Genomic DNA, 19,858 nt, shown 5'->3' with positions numbered 1-19,858 from the left:
GTTTAAGGTAGGGCCCCGGGACAACAACAAGCGCCGGTGGTCCATCGGCGACTCAACGGAGAGACGTGATGAGTGAGCATGCCAACGCCCCGATCCTGTCCGGCCCCGAGCTCAAGGGGATGGAAGAGTACGGTTCGGTTAACGATGTCTTCCAGGCAGCGGTCAAGCGCTATGCCGACAAGCCGGCCTTCAGCTGCATGGGACAGACCCTGAGCTTCGCCGACCTGGATCGCCTCTCCGGCGATTTCGCCGCCTGGCTGCAGCACGAGACGACCCTGCAGCCCGGCGACCGCATCGCCATCCAGCTGCCCAACGTGCTGCAGTTCCCGGTGGCGGTGTTCGGCGCCATGCGGGCGGGCATGGTAGTGGTCAACACCAACCCGCTTTATACCGAGCGGGAGATGGCTCACCAGTTCAAGGATTCCGGCGCCAAGGCGATCGTGATCCTGGCCAACATGGCCGACAAGCTCGAGAAGATCCTCGACCGCACCGATATCCAGCACGTGGTGGTGACCCAGCTCGGCGACCTGCACGGTTTCCCCAAGCGTCCGCTGATCAACCTGGTGGTCAAGCACATCAAGAAGATGGTGCCCGCCTATCGGCTGCCCGGCCACACGCCGTTCCGGCAGACGCTGAAGGAGGGGGCCGCCCGTCAGCACCGCGACGTCAAGCGCGAGCTGGATGACATCGCCGCCCTGCAGTACACCGGGGGCACCACCGGCCTGGCCAAGGGCACCATGCTGACCCACCGCAACCTGGTCGCCAACATGCTCCAGGCCGGGGAGGCGATCGGCAAGGGTCTCAACAACGGCGAGGAGGTGGTGATCGCGCCGCTGCCGGTCTACCACATCTATACCTTCACGGTGAACTGCCTGTTCCTGATGGAGACCGGTAACCACTCGATCCTGATCACCAACCCGCGCGATCTGCCCAACTTCGTCAAGGAGCTCAAGGGGCTCCAGTTCACCGCCTTCATTGGCCTGAATACCCTCTTCAACGCCCTGTGCAACCGCGAGGACTTCCGCGCCCTGGACTTCTCGAAGCTGCACCTGACCATCTCCGGCGGCATGGCGCTGACCAAGGCGGCGGCGGAGCGCTGGAAGGAGGTCACCGGCTGCGACATCGCCGAGGGCTACGGGCTCACCGAGACCTCGCCGGTGGTCAGCTTCAACCCGGTCGACGCCATTCAGCTCGGCACCATCGGCAAGCCGGTGGCCGGCACCCGGGTCAAGGTGGTGGATGCCGACGGCAATGACCTGCCCTTCGGCGAGCCGGGCGAGCTCTGCGTGCAGGGGCCCCAGGTGATGAAGGGCTACTGGAACCGCGACGACGAGACCATCAAGGTGATCGACGACGACGGCTGGTTCCACACCGGCGACATCGCGGTGCTCCAGGAGGACGGCTATATCCGCATCGTCGATCGCAAGAAGGACATGATCCTGGTCTCCGGCTTCAACGTGTACCCCAACGAGGTGGAGGACGTCGTCGCCACCCATCCGGGCGTGCTGGAGTCCGCGGCGGTCGGCGTGGAGGACGAGAACAGCGGCGAGGCGATCAAGCTCTTCGTGGTGCCGCGCACCGATGACCTCGACCCCGACGAGCTGCGCGCCTGGTGCAAGAAGGAGCTGACCGGCTACAAGGTGCCCAAGTACGTGGAGCTGCGCGACGAGCTCCCGAAAACGAATGTCGGCAAGGTGCTGCGCCGTCAGCTGCGCGATGAGGAGCGCGAGAAGGCCAAGGCCGCTTCCTGAACCGCCGATAGCCGCTGCCTGGCTGGGCCATAGCCAGCCTCAATGGCGCGGATTAGGCGCCGCCCAGGCGGCGGCGTTACAATGATCTGCCCGTTCCGGCTTGCCGGTGCGGGCAGTTTTCCTTGTTGCCCTCCACCCCCGGAGCCGCCGTGTCCGACGTGACCACCGACCCTTCTCTCGCCACCGATGCCCTGACCGATGCCGACCGCCTGCGCGCCCTGCGCCAGGCCCTCGACGGCGTGCTGCTGCGCGACCGCGCGTCGCTCGACAAGCGCCTGCACGGCCTGGCGCGTCGGCTGAAGGAGGGCAAGCCGGTGGATCGCGGCCTGGGCGAGGTGGAGCAGGCCGTGGCGCGCTCCCGGGAGGCGGTGGCGCGACGCGCGGCCCGCCCGGTGACGCTCAACTATCCCCCCGAGCTGCCGGTGGCGGAGCGCCGCGAGGAGATCCTCGACGCCCTGCGCGACCACCAGGTGGTGGTGGTGGCCGGCGAGACCGGCTCCGGCAAGACCACCCAGCTGCCCAAGATCTGCCTGGAGCTGGGGCTGGGTCGCCGCGGGCTGATCGGCCACACCCAACCGCGGCGGCTGGCGGCGCGCTCGGTGGCCGCGCGGCTGGCCGAGGAGCTCGAGACCCCGCTGGGGGAGCAGGTCGGCTACCAGGTGCGCTTCACCGACCAGAGCAGCGACCAGACCCTGGTCAAGCTGATGACCGACGGCATCCTGCTGGCGGAAACGCGCCACGATCCCGATCTCACCCGCTACGAGGTGATCATCATCGACGAGGCCCACGAGCGCAGCCTCAACATCGATTTCCTGCTCGGCTACCTGAAGCGCCTGCTGCCCCGTCGCCCCGACCTCAAGGTGATCATTACCTCGGCCACCATCGACGTGGAGCGCTTCGCCGCCCACTTCGCCCGGCCCGGCAGGGGCGAGGCGCCCGACCGGCCGGCGCCGGTGGTGGAGGTCTCCGGGCGCACCTTCCCGGTGGAGCTGCACTACCGCCCGCTGGTGCGCGAGGCCGAGGACGAGGAGGACCGCACCCTGCAGGAGGGCATCCTGCATGCGGTGGAGGAGATCGAGCGCATCGAGCGCGACAAGCGCTGGCTCCATGGCCCCCGCGACATCCTGGTGTTCCTGCCCGGGGAGCGGGAGATCCGCGAGACCGCCGATACCCTGCGCCGGGCCGACCTGCGCGGCACCGAGATCCTGCCGCTCTACGCGCGCCTCTCCAATGCCGAGCAGAATCGCGTCTTCGCGCCCCACGCCGGGCGGCGCATCGTGCTGGCCACCAACGTCGCCGAGACCTCCCTCACCGTGCCGGGCATCCGCTACGTGATCGACCCGGGCCTGGTGCGCATCAGCCGCTACAGCTACCGGGCCAAGATCCAGCGCCTGCCGGTGGAGCCGGTCAGCCAGGCCAGCGCCAACCAGCGCATGGGGCGCTGCGGCCGCGTGGCCGAGGGGGTCTGCATCCGCCTCTATGACGAGGAGGACTTCCTCGCCAGGCCGGCGTTCACCGACCCCGAGATCCGCCGCACCAACCTGGCCTCGGTGATCCTCTCGATGCTCTCGCTGAAGCTCGGCGACATCGAGGCCTTCCCCTTCGTCGACCCGCCGGATTCGCGCTTCGTCACCGACGGCTTCCGGCTGCTCTTCGAGCTGGGCGCGGTGGACGAGGGCGGGCGGCTCACTCCGATCGGCCGCAAGCTGGCCCGGCTGCCCATCGACCCGCGCCTGGCGCGCATGGTGCTGGCCGGCGCCGAGCAGGGCGGCCTGCGCGAAGTGCTGATCGTGGTGGCGGGCCTCGCCGTCCAGGACCCCCGCGACCGCCCGGCGGAGAAGCGCCAGGCCGCCGATCAGGCCCACCGCCGCTGGCAGGACCCGGACTCCGACTTCGTGGCGCTGCTCAATCTCTGGGACGGCGTCGAGGCGGCCCGGGAGGTGCTCTCCGGCAATCAGCTCAGGCGCTGGTGCAAGGAGCACTACATCAACTACCTGCGCCTGCGCGAATGGCACGACACCTTCCGCCAGCTGCGCCAGCTGCTGCGTGACATGCAGATCGAGGTGCCGCCGCCGGCGCCCTGGCCCGCCGCCGAGGAGGGCGATGAGGAGAAGGCGCGCCAGGAGCGCCGTCGCCGCCAGGCCGCCACCCTGCACCGGGCGCTCTTGCCGGGGCTTCTGTCCCACCTCGGGCTTCTCACCGAGAACCGCGAGTACCTGGGCGCGCGCAACCGCAAGTTCGTCATCCATCCGGGGTCGGGGCTCGGCAAGAAGTCGCCCAAGTGGCTGATGGCCTTCGAGCTGGTGGAGACGACGAAACTGTTCGCCCGCACCGTGGCGAAGATCGACCCCGAGTGGATCGAGCCGCTGGCCGGGCACCTGGTCAAGCGCAGCTACGCCGAGCCCCACTGGGAGATGAAGCGCGCCCAGGTGATCGCCAAGGAGCAGGTCACCCTGTTCGGCCTGCCCATCGTGACCGGGCGGCGGGTGCACTACGGCCCCATCGCGCCCGTCGAGGCCCGCGAGCTCTTCATCCGCCGCGCTCTGGTGGAGGGGGAGTTCCGCACCCGCGGCGACTTCTTCGCCCACAACCGGGCGCTGATCGAGGAGGTCGAGGACCTCGAGGACCGCGCCCGGCGCCGCGATATCCTGGTGGACGAGGAGACCCTCTTCGCCTTCTACGACGAGCGCCTCCCCGAGGGCATCCATAACGGCAAGGGCTTCGAGGCGTGGCGAAAGCAGGCCGAGGCCGAGAACCCCGCGGTGCTCAAGTTCGACCGCGCCGCCCTGCTGGCCCGGGAGGCCAGCGAGGTCACCGAGGCCGACTACCCGGACGAGCTGGCCCTCAACGGCGTACGCTATCCGCTTGCCTACCACTTCGAGCCCGGCGCCGAGGACGACGGGGTGACCCTCACCGTGCCCGCCGCCATGCTGCCCCAGCTGCCCCTGGCGCGGCTCGAGTGGCTGGTGCCGGGCCTTTTGCGCGAGAAGTGCATCGCGCTGATGAAGTCGCTGCCCAAGGCGATTCGCCGCCAGGTGGTGCCGATTCCCGACTGGGTGGATGCCGCCCTGGAGACCCTCGTCCCCGACGACATGCCCCTCACCGAGGCGCTGGGCGAGTTCCTGCGCCGGCGCACCGGGGTGCGCCTCCACCCCGACGACTGGCAGCGTGACCAGCTCGAGCCCCACCTGGTGATGAACCTGCGGGTGGTGGACCATGAGGGCAACACATTGGGCCAGGGCCGCGATGCTCGCGAGCTGGAGCGCCGCTTCGAGGCGGCGGCGGGGCAGGGGGCCCGGGCGCTGGCCGCCGAGGCGCGCCTGGAGGCGCCGGTGGAAGGGCTGCCCGAGGCCGCGCTGCCGGAGTCGCGGGTGACCACCCAGGCGGGCATCCGGGTCGAGGCGTTCCCGGCCCTGGTGCCGGAGGGGGAGGCCTTCCGGGTCGAGCTCTTCGACCACCCCGACAAGGCCCGCGAGGCCCACCGCGACGGCATCGTGCGCCTGGCCATGCGTCGCCTGCCCGATCAGGTGCGCGAGATCGAGCGGCTGGCGGGTCTCGGCACCTGTGCGCTGCTGTTTGCCAAGGTGGGCAGCAAGCGCCAGCTGACCGACGACGTGGTGCGGGCGGTGTTCACCCGGGGGGTGGCGCAGGACCCGCTGCCGCGCTCGGCGGCCGAGCTCGAGGCGCGCCTGGCGGCGACCCGCGCCGAGCTCCTGCCCCGTGCCGAGGCCCTGGTGGTCACCCTGGAGGCCGCCCTCAAGGGCCACCTGGCGGTCACCAAGGCGTTGAAGGGCAACCTGAACCTGGCGCTGGCGCTGGTATACAGTGACCTCAAGGGGCAGATGGCGCGGCTGGTACACCCCGGCTTCGTCAACGAGGCCGGCGAGTGGCTCGAGGAATACCCGCGCTACATGGAGGCGGCCCAGATCCGCCTGGAGAAGGCGCCCCGGGAGCGGCTGCGCGACCAGATGCACATGCAGGAGATCCAGGCCCTGGAGGCGCGCCTCGAGGCCCGCCTTCAGAGTGAGCGTCGCGGCGGCATGGCGCCCCCGGTGCTGGCCGAGTTCCGCTGGTGGATCGAGGAGCTGCGTGTCTCGCTCTTCGCCCAGCAGCTGGGCACGAAATTTGCGGTCTCCGCCAAGCGCCTCGAGAAGCGCTGGGCGGAGATCACCGGGCGCCCCTGAGCGCCCGCATGAACAGCGGCCGTGGCGAGCGGCCTTGGCGGCTTCCGCCGCGAAAGGGAGAACGTATGACCAACGTCGTGATCACCGGCACAGGACTCTTCACGCCGGAGCACACCATCGACAACGATGCCCTGGTGGCCTCGTTCAATGCCTGGGTGGACGCCGAGAACGCGCGCCGCGCCGAGGCCGGCATCGAGGAGCGCCTGGCGCATTCGAGCAGCGAGTTCATCGTCAAGGCCTCGGGCATCCACAGCCGCCATGTGCTCGATGCCGAGGGCATCCTCGACCCCGAGCGCATGCGCCCGCGGCTGCGCGAGCGCAGTAACGACGAGCCCTCCATCCAGTGCGAGATGGGCAGCGTGGCGGCCCGCCAGGCCCTGGCCCGTGCCGGGCTGGAGGCCGCCGACATCGACCTGGTGATCGTCGGCTGCTCCAACCTGGAGCGCCCCTATCCGGCGGTGGCGGTGGAACTGCAGGCCGCGCTGGGCGCCGGTGGCTACGCCTTCGACATGAACGTGGCCTGCAGCTCGGCCACCTTCGCCATCGAGACCGCGGCCAACGCCATCCGCGCCGGCAGCGCTCGCCGGGCGCTGGTGGTCAACCCGGAGATCTGCTCGGCGCACCTCAACTTCCGCGACCGCGACAGCCACTTCATCTTCGGCGACGCCTGCACCGCCATCGTGCTGGAACGCGACGACCTGGCCACCAGTGAGGCGCGCTTCGAGATCCTCGGCACGCGCCTGGTGACGCGCTTCTCCAATGCCATCCGCAACAACGCCGGCTTCCTCAACCGGGTCACCGACGCCGACCCCCAGGCGCTGGACAAGCTGTTCGTCCAGGAGGGGCGTCGGGTGTTCAAGGAGGTCTGCCCCCTGGTGGCGGCGCTGATCGGGGCGCACCTGCAGGCGCTGGGCTTCTCCGGCGACGACCTGGCGCGGATGTGGCTGCACCAGGCCAACCGCCACATGAATGACCTGATCGCCCGCCGGGTGCTGGGCCGCGACCCCAGCGAGCAGGAGGCGCCGATCATCCTCGACCGCTACGCCAACACCAGCTCGGCGGGCTCGATCATCGCCTTCCACCTGCACCATGATGACCTGGCGCCGGGAGCGCTGGGGGTGATCTGCTCCTTCGGGGCGGGCTACAGTGCCGGCAGCGTGGTGGTGCGGCGTGTCTGACCCGGGTGGCGTGGCGGCAATCGACAAGGAGCGTGACATGATGACAAGGACGACACGGCGGGGCTGGGTGAAGGCGGCGTTCGCACTGCTGGCGGCGACGATGCTGGCCGGCTGCGCCAGCACGGCTGCCATCGAGGAGCGCCATCCCGACGACCCCTGGGAGGGCTTCAACCGCCGGGTGTTCGCCTTCAACGACGCGGTGGATCGCGCCGTGCTGAAGCCGACCGCGCGGGGCTATCGGGCGGTGACGCCGCAGCCGGTGCAGACCGGGGTGGGCAACTTCTTCTCCAACCTGGGAGAGCCGCGCACGGCGATCAACAGCCTGCTGCAGGGCAAGCCGGGCAACGCGGGCATCGCCATGTCGCGCTTCCTGATCAACACCACCGTCGGCATCGGCGGCCTGTGGGACTTCGCCACCCATATGGAGATCACCGGCCGCGACGAGGACTTCGGCCAGACGTTGGCGGTGTGGGGGTGGGAGGAGTCACGCTACCTGGTGCTGCCCCTCCTGGGGCCGAGCACGCTGCGCGATACCGGTGGCCTGCCCGCGGATGCGGTGACCTATCCGCTCTACTACCTGGACGACGCCGAGCTTGAGATCGCGCTCACCGCGCTGCGGATCGTGGACATGCGCGCCGGGCTGCTCGACCAGGAGGAGCTGATCCGCGGCGACCGCTACAGCTTCATCCGCGATGCCTGGCTGCAGCGGCGTCGCTTCGAGATCAACGACGGCGAGACGGGCGATGACCCCTTCGCCATGGACGACTTTGACTTCGACGACGCGGACTTCGACGACGCCGACTTCGACGACGCCGACTTCGACGACGCCGACTTCGACGACGACGTCGACGACGCCTTCTCCGACTGAGGCCCCTTTCCATGGACCGTCCCAAGCAGCTCATCGGTGTGATCGATGCCCCCGGCCCGGCGCGCAACGCCCTGGCCGAGGCCATCGCCCGTGATGGCCTGGCGGTGATCGCCGTCGACAGCCCCGACGAGCTGCCGGCGGAGGTGTCGCTGGTGGTGGCCCATGCCCGGGCGCTCTCCGAGGAGCAGTGGGCGCCGCTCTGCGCGCGCCTGCCGACCCTGGTGGTGAGCGACAGCCGCGAGTCCCCCGGGCTGCTCTCCGCGGTGGATGCCGGCCTTGTCGACTACATCGTCGAGCCGCTGCGCCACGGCCAGCTGCTGCGGCGAATGATCCGCAAGGTGATCGAGCTGCGCCGCCTGGAGGAGGCGCGGCGCGAGGATCAGTCGCGCCTCGAGGAGCTCAACGAGAGCCTGGAGACCCACCTGGCGATGCTGCGTCTCGACCAGCAGGCCGGCGGCCAGATCCAGCGCAAGCTGCTGCCGCCGCGCCCCCAGACCTCGGGCGGGGTCACCTGCGACTACTGGTTCGCCCCCTGGCTCTATCTCTCCGGCGACTTCCTGGACTTCCAGCGCCTGGACGAACGTCATCTGCTGTTCTATTTTGCCGATGTCTCCGGTCACGGCGCCTCCTCGGCCTTCGTCACCGTGCTGCTCAAGTACCTGGCCAACCGCTGGCAGGGCGAGTGGGACGGGACCGCGCCCGAGGCCCTGCCGCCGCGCTGGTTGAGCGATCTCAACCGCGAGCTGCTGGACACCGGCATCGGCAAGCATGCCACCCTGTTCGTCGGGGTCATTGACCTCGAGCGCCGCTATCTGCACTATTCGCTGGGCGCACAGCTGCCCATGCCCCTGCTGGTGGCGGATGGCGAGGTTCGGCCACTGGCCGGCGAGGGCATGCCGGTGGGGCTGTTTCCCGGTGCCGACTACCCCACCCTGGGGTGTCCGCTGCCCGAGAACTTCCGCCTGTGGCTGTGTTCGGATGGAGTATTGGAATGCCTGCCGGGCGAAACGCTCGACACGCGGCTCAGGGAACTCGAGCAGCGGGTGCTGGCCAGCGAGACGCTGGAAGACCTGCGGGCCAGTCTGGCCCTCGGCCATCTGGCCAGCGGTGACGATGTCGGTACGGATACGGCCATCGAGGCACTGCCCGACGACCTGACCATCATGATGTTGAGCGGATTTGGCAATGTTGATTCCTGAAGGACGCGTCAAGGCGGCATTCGACGCCGGTGTCTTCGTCCTCAAGCTGTGTGGCGATGTGCGCCTGACCCTCTGCGCGACCCTGGACCGCCAGGCCCAGCAGCTCGCCCAGACCCCGGGGCTCACCACGCTGATCATCGATCTGCGCGACGCCACCAACGTGGACTCCACGGCACTGGGCTTCCTGGCCAAGGTGGCCATGGCGGTGGAAGGCCGCCTGGCCGAGCGACCCACCATCGTCGCCGACAATCCCGACATCCAGCGCATGCTGGACGTCATGGGCTTCGCCCGCTATTTCACCCAGGTGGAAGCGCCCATCACCGAGGTGTGCGAGCTGTGCGACCTGCCGGAGATCCCCTGTGACGTGGAGGAGACCCGCCAGCGCATCCTCGAGGCCCACCGCATCCTGATGCGCATGAACGAGCACAACCGGGAGGAGTTCCAGCCCCTGGTGGAGATGCTCGAGGCCCAGGAGGCTGCCTCCCACCCTCACTGATCCGGGCCTCCCCCCTCCGCATCGCGCTACCCGCGTCGCTACCCTCGTCGCTAGGCCCGGCGCAGCTCGCCCAGCAGCGCCTCCAGCCTGCGCTGGTCCTCCATGAACTTGCGAATGCCCTCGGCCAGCTTCTCGGTGGCCATGGCGTCCTCGTTCATGTGCCAGCGGTACTCGGCTTCGTCCAGAGGCTCGAGGCCGCTGGTTTCGGCATCCTCCGGGACCAGGCGGCGCTCGAGGGAGCCGCGGGCATCGGCCAGCTCGCCGAGCAGGGCGGGGGAGATGGTCAGTCGGTCGCAGCCGGCCAGCGCCAGGATCTCCCCCGCGTTGCGAAAGCTCGCCCCCATCACGATGGTGTGGTAGCCGTGCCCCTTGTAGTGCTCGTAGATGCGCTTGACCGACTGCACGCCGGGATCGCGTTCGCCGCTGAAGTCGGCTTCCGGCGAATGGGCCCGGTGCCAGTCCAGGATGCGCCCCACGAAGGGGGAGACCAGCGTCACCCCGGCGTCGGCGCAGGCCTGGGCCTGGGCGAAGCTGAACAGCAGGGTCAGGTTGGTGTGGATGCCCTCGCGCTCGAGCTGCTGGGCGGCGCGGATGCCCTCCCAGGTGGCGGCGACCTTGATCAGGATGCGCTCCGGCCCGATGCCGTGGCGGGCGTAGCGCTCAATCAGCGAGCGGGCCCGGGCCAGGGTGGCGTCGGTGTCGAAGGAGAGCCTGGCGCTCACCTCGGTGGAGACATAGCCCGGCACCAGGGAGCTGATCTCGCTGCCGATCTCCACCGCCACCGCGTCCAGGGCGTCATCGAGGTCCGTCGCGCGGCGGGCGATCTCGGCCAGGCGCTCGCGGCGCCCTTCCAGCTGGGCGGCCTGCAGGATCAGCGAGGGGTTGGTGGTGGCATCGGTGGGTTCGAACCGGCGGATGGCGTCGATGTCGCCGGTATCGGCGACCACGGTGGTCATCTGCCGGAGTTGCGAGAGCAGGTCGTCGGCCATGGGGTAGGGCTCCTGGGGAAAGGGGAAGATCACTCTATCAAGCCAGTATGACAGGGAACAGGGACCGGCAGGGAAGGCGACGATAGGCTATGATTAGCGGCCTATCTATGCATGCCAAGGAGCCTCCTTGACCCTCGACGCCCGACGCGTGGCGCTGCTGGTGGCCGCCAACACCGCCCTGGCCCCCTTCGCCATCGATGCCTACCTGCCCGCCATGGGGGTGCTCGCCGAGCATCTCGGCGCCAGCATCCATCACACCGAGCTCTCCATCAGCATGTTCCTGGCCGGGTTTGCGGTCGGCCAGCTGATCTTCGGGCCGCTCTCCGACCGGCTCGGCCGCAAGCCGGTGCTGCTCGGCGGCCTGGTGGTCTTCCTGCTGGCGAGCCTCGTCATCACCACGGTGGATACCCTCCCGGAGCTGCTCGCCTGGCGCTTCGTCCAGGCCCTGGGCGGCGGGGCCAGCGTGGTCAACTCCGCGGCCATCGTGCGCGACTGCTTCAGCGGCCGCGAGGCGGCCAGGGTGATGTCCACCATGGCGATGATCATGATGCTGGCGCCCCTGGTCGCGCCGGTGGTGGGCAGCGGCCTGCTCTATCTGGGCGACTGGTGGCTGATCTTCGTCTTCCTGGCCGCCTACGCCGCCTTCCTGCTCTGGTGGCTGGGTACCCGCCTGCCGGAGACCCGACCGCCGGGGGCGCCGGCGGCCGGCTTCCGCGAGGTGCTGGCCAACTACGCAAGCGTGCTGCGCCACCGCGCGGGCATGGGCTACATCTGCGCGGTGGCGGCCTCCTTCGGCGGGCTCTTTGCCTTCGTGACCGCCTCGCCCTACGTCTACCTGGAGCACTTCGGCCTGACGCCGGCCACCTACCCGCTGGTGTTCGGCATCAACGTGGTGGTCATCGCGCTCTCCAACCGCGTCAACATCTACCTTCTACGCGATCGCACCCCGGGGCAGAACCTCGCCCTGGGCCTTCTGGTGCAGCTGGCGGCGGCGGCTGCCCTGGGGTTGGCCGCGGCGCTGGGGATGGCGTCGCTGCCGGTGGTGGTGGTGCTGGTGATGGTCTACGCCGGCATGATCGGGCTGATCACGCCCAATGCCATGTCGATGCTGCTCGACGAGTTCGGCCACATGAGTGCTACCGCCACGGCGCTGATGGGCTTCATCAAGTTCGGTGCGGCGGCCCTGGCGGGGGTGATGGTGGGGGCCTTCGAGATTGAGAGCCTCTGGCCCATGGTGGGCACCATGCTGGCGGCCTCGGTGGTCGGCAACCTGGGGCTGCGCCGGCTGGCGGGGCGCGCCGCCCATGCCTGAGGCGCTGCTGGCCTGGCTCGATATGGGGCTCGGTACCTGGCTTGGCTGCCTGGTGGTGCTGGCGCTGGGGGCCTGTCATGCCTGAGGCACTACTGGCCTGGCTCGACATGGGCCTCGGCACCTGGCTCGGCTGTGCCGCCACCCTGGCGCTGGGGGCCTGTCATGCCTGAGGCGCTGCTGGCTTGGCTCGATATGGGCCTCGGCACCTGGCTCGGCTGCGCCGTCACCTTAGCGCTGGGGGCCTTCGTGCAGCGGGCCACCGGCTTCGGCCTCGCCGTGGTGGGGGCACCGCTGCTGCTGATGCTCGAGCCGCGCCTGGTGCCGGTGATCCTGGTGCTGTTCGGCTTCACGGTGGCGCTCACCACCCTGCGCCACTACTGGCGCGAGGTGCGCCTTGCCGAGATCGGCACCGCCCTGGTGGGGCGCATCCCGGGCAATGCCCTGGGGCTCTGGCTGCTGCTGGCCGCCCCCATGGCCGTGCTGGAGAAGCTCATCGCCGGCAGCGTGCTCTTCGCGGTGGCGGTGACCCTGTTCCGCTTCCGCCTGCCGGTCAACCGCGCCACCCTGTTCGGTGCCGGGGTCTTCTCGGGCATCTTCGGCACCATCGCCGCGCTCAGCGGCCCGCCCCTGGTGCTGCTGCTGCACGGTTTCTCGCCGGACCGCCTGCGCGGCACCCTCTCGGCCTTCTTCGTGGTCACCGCCCTGATGACCCTGGTCACCCTGGGACTGGGCGGGCTGCTCAGGGCCTGGCATTTCGGCGTGGCGCTGACCTTCGCCCCGGGGGTGCTGGCCGGCAGCTGGCTGGCCAGCCGGGTGGCCCATCGCCTCGATCGACGCCTGCTTCAGGGGGCCTCGCTTTCGCTCTGCACCCTGGCAGCGCTGGGCCTGTTGCTATGACATCGTTCGGACACATCCATGTCACATAACTGAAACCCTCACCCTGCAGACTCCTCACTGCGAACGGCTGACACAGTCGACCCGAAGCCGAAGGACCCGAGTCCACCGGCCCCTACGCAGAGAGAGGATCTTCACGATGAACGTCAACAAGCGCACCCTGAGCGTTGCCCTGGCTGCCGGCCTGGCCGTCGGTGTCTCCACCGCTGCCATGGCGCGCGACACGGTCCAGATCGCTGGTTCATCCACCGTCCTGCCCTTCGCCAGCATCGTGGCCGAAGAGTTCGGTGCCAACTTCCCGCAGTTCAGCACCCCGGTGGTGGGCTCCGGTGGCTCCGGTGGCGGCCTGCGGCAGTTCTGCCAGGGCGTCGGCGAGAACACCATCGACATCGCCAACTCCTCTCGCGCGATCCGCAGCGCCGAGCTGGAGAACTGCATGGCCAACGGCGTCAACGAGGTCCTCGAGGTGATGTTCGGCTACGACGGCATCGTGTTCGCCTCTCGCGCCGACCGCGGCAGCTTCGCTCTGACCCCGGCCCACGTCTTCGCCGCCGCCGCCCAGCAGGTGCGTGTCGACGGTGAGCTGGTCGACAACCCCTACACCCGCTGGTCCGAGATCGATGCCGACCTGCCGGATCAGGAGATCGTGCTGGTCATTCCGGCCTCCAACCACGGCACCCGCGAGGTGTTCGAGGAGAAGGTGCTGCACATCGGTTGCGACAGCTACGAGATGGAAGGCGACGCCTGTGACGCCCTGCGTGGCGATGGCCGCATCATCGAGATCGCCGGCGACTACACCGAGACCCTGGCGCGCCTGGACGCCCAGTCCGATGCGGTGGGCGTGTTCGGCCTGAGCTTCTACGACCAGAACCGCGACCGCCTGCAGGTCGCCACCGTGGACGGCGTGACCCCGAGCCTCGAGACCATCGGCTCCGGCGAGTACCCGGTCTCCCGCCCGCTGTTCTTCTACGTCAAGGGCGAGCACCTCGACGTGATCCCGGGCCTGGCCGAGTACACCGAGTTCTTCCTCAACGAGATGGTCTCCGGCTTTGGCAGCCCGCTGGAGGACGCCGGCCTGATCCCGCTGGACGACGAGGAGCGTGCCGAGGCCCTGGAGCAGTTCCAGGCCCGCACCCTGGTCAGCGTCGAGTAAGGCCGTGATTCCCGGGGCAGGCAGGCGCCTGCCCCGGTTCGCCTATGCGGGGAACCCATGAATAACCTTGCCTTGATCGCCATCCTGCTGATCGTCATGGCCCTGGCCTACCAGGTCGGCCTGACGCGCAGTCGCGCGGTGGCAACCGACGGCGTGCGACTGCACTCGCGTCCCGGCTACTACGGCATGCTGGTGGCCCTCTGGTGTGGCCTGCCGGCCTTTGCCCTGTTCCTGCTCTGGAGCCTGGCGGGCGCCTCGCTGGTGGAGCTGCTGGTGGTTCGCCAGCTGCCCCCCGAGGTGGCAACCCTCAGCGAGCGGGAGCTCGCCACCTTCCTGCGCCGCGTCTCGGCGCTGGCCGCCGAGCGTGCCGTTTCCGGCACGCCCAGCGATATCGAACTCGCGGCCGCGGCCCATATGGCCAGCTTGCAGCAGCTCGGGCGGCTGATCGCCATCGCCACCATGGCGGTGGTCGCCACCGCCGGCCTGGTGCTGGCGCGGGGGCGGATCTCACCGCAGCTGCGTGCCCGCAACCAGGTCGAGCGGGTGATCACCGTGACGCTGGCACTCTGCTCCGGCGTCGCCATCCTGACCACCGTGGGCATCGTGCTCTCCATGGTGGGCGAGGCGATGAACTTCTTCCGTTTCATCAGCCCGCTGGACTTCTTCTTCGGTACCACCTGGAACCCCCGCTTCAGTACCGCCGGCGACGCCGGGCAGGGGGAGTTCGGCCTGCTGCCGCTGCTGTGGGGCACCCTGATGGTCAGCACCATCGCCCTGCTGGTCGCCGTGCCCCTGGGCCTGATGACCGCCATCTACATGGCCGAGTACGCCCCGGCCTGGCTGCGTAACGTGGCCAAGCCGGTGATCGAGGTGCTCGCCGGCATCCCCACCATCGTCTACGGCTTCTTCGCCCTGATCGTGATCGGCCCCTTCCTCTCCGGGCTCGGCGACATGGTGGGCATCAGCATTCGCACCACCAGCGCGCTCACCGCGGGCCTGGTGATGGGGATCATGATCATCCCGTTCGTCTCCTCGCTCTCCGACGACATCATCACCCAGGTGCCCAAGGCCCTGCGCGACGGGGCGCTGGGGCTCGGCGCCACCAAGTCGGAGACCATTCGGCAGGTGGTGCTGCCGGCGGCGCTCCCGGGCATTGTGGGCGCCTTCCTGCTGGCCGCCAGCCGCGCCATCGGCGAGACCATGATCGTGGTGCTGGCGGCGGGCAACAACCCGGTGCTGCACGCCAACCCCTTCGAGGCGGTCTCCACCATCACGGTGACCATCGTCAATCAGCTGACCGGCGACATGGACTTCGCCAGCCCCCAGTCGCTGGTGGCCTTCGCCCTGGGCCTGACGCTGTTCGTCATCACCCTGGGGCTGAACGTCATCGCCCTGGTGGTGGTGCGCCGCTACCGCCAGCAATACGAGTAACCGCCCGTGACCACTGACACCCTCTCCATCGAAGAACGCAGCCGCCAGCGGCTGGCAACCATCGAGGCCTCCCTGGCGGGGCGCCACGCCCGCGAGCGACGCTTCCGTCGCCTGGGGCTGGCGGCGGTGGTCACCGGCATGGGCCTGGTACTGATCCTGTTCGCCAGCATCCTCTCCCGCGGGGTGCCGGCCTTCTGGCAGGCCACCTTCCATCTGGACGTCCACTTCGACCCCGAGTTGATTCGGGTCGAGGAGAAGCCGGTGCGCGCCTCCGGCGAGAGCGCCAGTGCCTTCCGCGAGCGCGAGCTGGCCTGGATGAGCCAGGTAGGCCTGGTCAACTGGCAGCAGATCATCGACGAGGCGCTCAAGACCGAGCTCGGCGAGATCGAGGCGCGCCAGGCCCGGGACCTGCGCGCCCTGGTCACCTCCGGTGAGCGCTTTGCCCTGCGCGACCGCTTCATCGAGGACCCCTCGCTGCTGGGGCAGACCGTTACCGTCAAGATGCTGGCCTCGGCCAACGTGGATGTGTGGTTGAAGGGCAACATCGACCGCAGCCTGCCGGATCATCAGCAGCAGCTCAGCCCCCAGACCCGGGAGTGGGCCGACGAGCTCTACGCCCGCGGGGTGATCACCAACGCCTTCAGCACCGCGCTCTTCCTCAACACCGACTCGCGCAGCTCGCTGGCCTCGGCGGGCCTGGCCGGCGCCTTCATGGGCTCGCTGTTCATGATGCTGGTGGTGATCGTGCTCTCGGTGCCGATCGGCGTGGCCAGCGCCATCTACCTGGAGGAGTTCGCACCGAAGAACCGCCTGACCGACCTGATCGAGATCAACATCAACAACCTGGCGGCGGTGCCCTCCATCGTCTTCGGCCTGCTGGGGGCGGCGATCTTCATCGGCTACCTGGGGCTGCCGCTCTCCGCGCCCCTGGTGGGTGGCCTGGTGCTGACCCTGATGACCCTGCCCACCATCATCATCGCCACCCGGGCCTCGCTGCGCTCCATTCCCGGCTCGATCCGCCAGGCGGCGCTGGGCATCGGCGCCTCGAAGGTGCAGACGGTCTTTCATCACGTGCTGCCGCTGGCGCTGCCGGGGATCCTGACCGGCTCCATCCTCGGTGTCGCCCAGGCCCTGGGCGAGACGGCGCCGCTGCTGCTGATCGGCATGAACGCCTTCGTCGCCAACGTGCCGGGTACCCCCCTGGAGCAGTCCACGGCCCTGCCGGTGCAGATCTACCTGTGGCAGGGCAACGAACTGCGCAACTTCTTCGAGGCGCGCACCTCGGCAGCCATCATCGTGCTGCTGGGCCTGATGCTGAGCCTCAATGCGCTGGCCATCTGGCTGCGCAAGCGATTCGAGACGAGGTGGTAAATGAACATGGTAACCAGCACCCCGGTACCCACCGGCCTCGGCGACAGCCGGACCAGCAAGGCCTCCGATCGCATCAAGATGCGCGCCCGCGGCGTCAAGGTGCACTACGGCGAGACCGAGGCGCTCCACGGCATCGACGTGGACATCTTCGAGAACGAGGTGGTGGCCTTCATCGGCCCCTCGGGCTGCGGCAAGTCGACCTTCCTGCGCTGCCTCAATCGCATGAACGACACCATTCCGGGCTGCCGGGTGGAGGGCGAGGTGACCCTGGAGGGTCAGGACATCTACGCGCCCAACCTCGACGTGGTGCTGCTGCGGGCCCAGGTGGGGATCGTCTTCCAGAAGCCCAACCCCTTCCCCAAGTCGATCTACGAGAACATCGCCTACGGGCCGCGCCTGCACGGCCTCGCCCGGCGCAAGGCGGAGCTCGATGACATCGTCGAAGGCAGCCTGCGCAAGGCGGGGCTCTGGGAGGAGGTCAAGGACCGCCTCGACCAGCCCGGCACCGGGCTCTCCGGCGGCCAGCAGCAGCGCCTGTGTATCGCGCGGACCATCGCGATCAGCCCCGAGGTGATCCTGATGGACGAGCCCTGCTCGGCCCTGGACCCTATCGCCACGGCGAAGATCGAGCAGCTCATCGACGAGCTCTCCGACAGCTACACCATCGTCATGGTGACCCACAACATGCAGCAGGCCGCGCGCGTCGCCGACCGCACCGCCTTCTTTCACATGGGCGACCTGGTGGAGGTCGACAAGACCGACAGGATCTTCACCAACCCCAGTAACCAGCGCACCCACGACTACATCACCGGGCGCTTCGGCTGAGGAGGGTGGCATGGAGACGAGGCTTCAGGTGCTGTTCCTGTGCAATGCCAACTCGGCGCGTTCGCTGATGGGGGAGGCGCTGCTCAACCACATGGCGGGGGATCTCTTCGAGGCGCACAGCGCCGGGGTGGAGCCCGATGCACCCCACGCCCACACCCTGGCGGCGCTGCAGGAGTTCGGCATCCCGGTAGAGGGGTTGGCCAGCGAGTCCGTCGAGCGCTATACCGACCGTCACTTCGATGCCGTGATCATCCTCTGCGAGAAGGCCCAGCAGCGCTGTCGCGACTGGCAGGGCAGGACCGACGAGCTGATCTTCTGGGACATCCCCGATCCGCGCCTGTACGAGGGGCCAACGGCCTACACCCGGGCGCTGCGCGACATTCGCGGCCGGCTGGAGCTCTGGGTGGCGGTCAAGCGCCGCCAGCAGCGGCGCTCGCAGGCGCAAGGCGCGAGCGACGCCTGTTGGCCTGGGGTACCATAGCGGGCATCTCCTGCCCGCCATGGTGAGCATCGATGATCGAGCCCTCCCGCCTCTTCAAGTGTCTCGGCGACGACACTCGCCTGCTGGTCACCCTGCTGATCCATCGGGAGGGTGAGCTGTGCGTCTGCGAGATGACCCACGCGCTGGACGCGTCGCAGCCCAAGGTGTCGCGGCACCTGGCGCAGCTGCGCGCCTGCGAGCTGCTCAGCGATCGCCGCGAGGGGCAGTGGGTCTACTACCGCCTGGCCGAGGGGCTGCCGGGTTGGGTCGAGGGGGTGCTCGTCGCCGCGGAGCAGGGCGAGGGCGGGCGGCTCGCCCTGCTACAGCAGCGCCTGGCGGAGATGGGCAATCGGCCGGAGCGGTGTGCCACGCTGTGCTGATCAGGCCCTGAGGAGCGTCGCCAGCTCCCTCTCCCATTTGCTTCCAGACTGACCCCGATCAACTCCGCTGCCGGCCGGCCCCTTCATCGCCCGTCGACGGGATCGGAAGCTCGCACAGGCCGCGCATGGCCCACAGGCCGAGCAGCGGACCCGGCAGCAGCCACCACAGCACCCAGCTCCCCTGCAGCCCCCACAGCGCGGTGGTGAGGGAGATGGCAGGGATGGTCAGGGCGAAGCCCACGGCGTTCATGACGGCCAGGGTGGACCCCACCCGCTCGCGTGGGGCGCTGGCCGCCGCCAGCGCCGAGAACTGCGGCGAGTCGGCGATCACCGCAAGCCCCCACAGGGCCAGCAGCCCCAGCAGCAGCCCGGGCGGCGCCCAGGGCAGCAGCGGGTAAGCCAGGCAGACCAGCCCGGAGGCCGCCAGGGCCCGGCGTGCCACCCACAGGCTGCCGAGCCGGCGGCTCAGCGCGCCGCCGCCCACACAGCCCAGGAATCCCAGGGCGATCACCGAGAACGAGAGCCAGGGAATCCAGGCCTCCGGGGCGCCGAGCCTCGCCACCTCCCGCGCCACCAGAAAGGGCGTCAGCGTCCAGAGCGCATAGAGTTCCCAGCAGTGGCCGAAGTAGCCACCCGCCACGGCACGGAAGCGACGCTCGCGCAGGGCCGCCAGGCCGTCCAGCAGGCGCGCCTTACCCCCGGGCGGTGGCAGATGTGGCCCATCCCCCAGGGCGAGGATCAGGGCGCCGCCCGCCAGCGCCAGGGCCGAGGCGCCCAGCAGCGGCCACTCCCAGGGCAGGCCCAGGGTGGAGCCACGCAGCAGGTGGGGCAGGGCGGTGCCCAGGGTCAGCATCCCGACGAGCCACGCCAGCGCCGCGCCGGTGTGCCTGGGCGTCCAGCCGATCACCAGCTTCATGCCCAGCGGATAGATGCCGGCCAGGCAGAGCCCGGTGGCGAAGCGCAGCAGCAGGTCCAGGGGCGGATGGGGGGCGGCGATCACGAAGCCCGCATTGGTCAGCGCGCCGAGCAGGCAGGAGAGGGCGAAGATCCGGCTGGCCCGGAAGCGATCGGCCAGACCGGTGGCGGCCAGGGTCAAGGTGCCGACGATGAAGCCCGCCTGGACGGTCAGGGTCAGGCGGCCCAGGTCCGCCTCGGAAAGGCCCAGATCCCGGGAGAGCGAGAGGCCCACGCCGTTGACGGAGAACCACAGCGAGGTGCCGCAGAGCTGGGCGAGAACGATGAGCGCCAGGGGATGGCGCCGCCACAGGGAAGGAGTCATTCCTCGATCCTCGCCGCCGGACGCTTCCAAGGCAAGCATCGACGCCTCAGCGCTTCAGCGGCGCACC

Annotated in this window: 16 protein-coding genes; 14 read left to right on the top strand and 2 right to left on the bottom strand. The window is 69.4% G+C overall.

Features of this window, described 5'->3' with window-relative positions; genetic code table 11:
• Positions 1–68 precede the first annotated feature (68 nt).
• From D1793_RS01060 to D1793_RS01035, 6 genes are all read left to right on the top strand, one after another.
• Positions 69–1,751: an AMP-binding protein gene (locus tag D1793_RS01060; RefSeq protein ID WP_119020508.1), complete on the top strand. Its 1,683-nt coding sequence runs from the start codon at positions 69–71 to the stop codon at positions 1,749–1,751.
• Positions 1,752–1,909: 158 nt separating this feature from the next.
• Positions 1,910–5,935, top strand: coding sequence for an ATP-dependent RNA helicase HrpA (hrpA, locus tag D1793_RS01055; protein ID WP_119023525.1), 4,026 nt, complete (start codon positions 1,910–1,912; stop codon positions 5,933–5,935).
• Between the two features lie 65 nt (positions 5,936–6,000).
• Positions 6,001–7,113, top strand: coding sequence for a beta-ketoacyl-ACP synthase III (locus D1793_RS01050; protein WP_119020507.1), 1,113 nt, complete (start codon positions 6,001–6,003; stop codon positions 7,111–7,113).
• Between the two features lie 37 nt (positions 7,114–7,150).
• Positions 7,151–7,981: a VacJ family lipoprotein gene (locus D1793_RS01045; RefSeq protein ID WP_119020506.1), complete on the top strand. Its 831-nt coding sequence runs from the start codon at positions 7,151–7,153 to the stop codon at positions 7,979–7,981.
• 11 nt (positions 7,982–7,992) lie between these two features.
• Positions 7,993–9,180, top strand: a complete 1,188-nt coding sequence (locus D1793_RS01040) for a response regulator (RefSeq protein ID WP_119020505.1) — start codon at positions 7,993–7,995, stop codon at positions 9,178–9,180.
• Complete coding sequence (locus tag D1793_RS01035; RefSeq protein WP_119020504.1) at positions 9,167–9,676, top strand: STAS domain-containing protein; 510 nt, start codon at positions 9,167–9,169, stop codon at positions 9,674–9,676. The genes D1793_RS01040 and D1793_RS01035 overlap by 14 nt, the downstream gene beginning before the upstream one ends.
• Before the next feature lie 50 nt (positions 9,677–9,726).
• On the opposite strand, the gene tal is transcribed toward D1793_RS01035, so the two are convergent.
• Positions 9,727–10,665 carry a transaldolase gene (gene tal, locus D1793_RS01030; protein ID WP_119020503.1) on the bottom strand — a complete coding sequence of 313 codons (939 nt, stop codon included), beginning with the start codon at positions 10,663–10,665 and terminating at the stop codon, positions 9,727–9,729.
• Between the two features lie 127 nt (positions 10,666–10,792).
• Between tal and D1793_RS01025 the strand changes: the two genes are divergently transcribed.
• From D1793_RS01025 to D1793_RS00990, 8 genes are all read left to right on the top strand, one after another.
• Positions 10,793–11,977, top strand: coding sequence for a multidrug effflux MFS transporter (locus D1793_RS01025; RefSeq protein WP_119020502.1), 1,185 nt, complete (start codon positions 10,793–10,795; stop codon positions 11,975–11,977).
• A 162-nt stretch (positions 11,978–12,139) separates the two neighbouring features.
• Positions 12,140–12,874, top strand: a complete 735-nt coding sequence (locus D1793_RS01020; RefSeq protein WP_119020501.1) for a sulfite exporter TauE/SafE family protein — start codon at positions 12,140–12,142, stop codon at positions 12,872–12,874.
• Positions 12,875–13,010: 136 nt separating this feature from the next.
• Positions 13,011–14,024: a substrate-binding domain-containing protein gene (locus D1793_RS01015; RefSeq protein ID WP_119020500.1), complete on the top strand. Its 1,014-nt coding sequence runs from the start codon at positions 13,011–13,013 to the stop codon at positions 14,022–14,024.
• Positions 14,025–14,081: 57 nt separating this feature from the next.
• The gene (gene pstC / locus D1793_RS01010) at positions 14,082–15,455 is read left to right on the top strand and encodes a phosphate ABC transporter permease subunit PstC (RefSeq protein WP_119020499.1); all 1,374 of its coding nucleotides are present in this window, start codon (positions 14,082–14,084) and stop codon (positions 15,453–15,455) included.
• A gap of 6 nt (positions 15,456–15,461) precedes the next feature.
• The gene (gene pstA, locus D1793_RS01005; protein ID WP_119020498.1) at positions 15,462–16,826 is read left to right on the top strand and encodes a phosphate ABC transporter permease PstA; all 1,365 of its coding nucleotides are present in this window, start codon (positions 15,462–15,464) and stop codon (positions 16,824–16,826) included.
• Between the two features lie 78 nt (positions 16,827–16,904).
• On the top strand, positions 16,905–17,651 hold the full coding sequence (gene pstB / locus D1793_RS01000) for a phosphate ABC transporter ATP-binding protein PstB (protein ID WP_240407856.1): 747 nt from the start codon (positions 16,905–16,907) through the stop codon (positions 17,649–17,651).
• Positions 17,652–17,661: 10 nt separating this feature from the next.
• On the top strand, positions 17,662–18,132 hold the full coding sequence (locus D1793_RS00995; protein WP_119020496.1) for an arsenate reductase ArsC: 471 nt from the start codon (positions 17,662–17,664) through the stop codon (positions 18,130–18,132).
• A 32-nt stretch (positions 18,133–18,164) separates the two neighbouring features.
• On the top strand, positions 18,165–18,512 hold the full coding sequence (locus tag D1793_RS00990) for a metalloregulator ArsR/SmtB family transcription factor (RefSeq protein WP_119020495.1): 348 nt from the start codon (positions 18,165–18,167) through the stop codon (positions 18,510–18,512).
• Positions 18,513–18,570: 58 nt separating this feature from the next.
• On the opposite strand, the gene D1793_RS00985 is transcribed toward D1793_RS00990, so the two are convergent.
• Complete coding sequence (locus D1793_RS00985) at positions 18,571–19,791, bottom strand: MFS transporter (protein ID WP_119020494.1); 1,221 nt, start codon at positions 19,789–19,791, stop codon at positions 18,571–18,573.
• Between the last annotated feature and the right edge of the window lie 67 nt (positions 19,792–19,858).

The sequence above is a fragment of the Halomonas sp. JS92-SW72 genome, from assembly GCF_003547075.1.
Taxonomy (GTDB): Bacteria; Pseudomonadota; Gammaproteobacteria; order Pseudomonadales; family Halomonadaceae; genus Halomonas; species Halomonas alkalicola.
The sequence above is the reverse complement of the archived record's forward strand: the minus strand, read 5'-3'. Positions and strand labels throughout refer to the sequence as shown.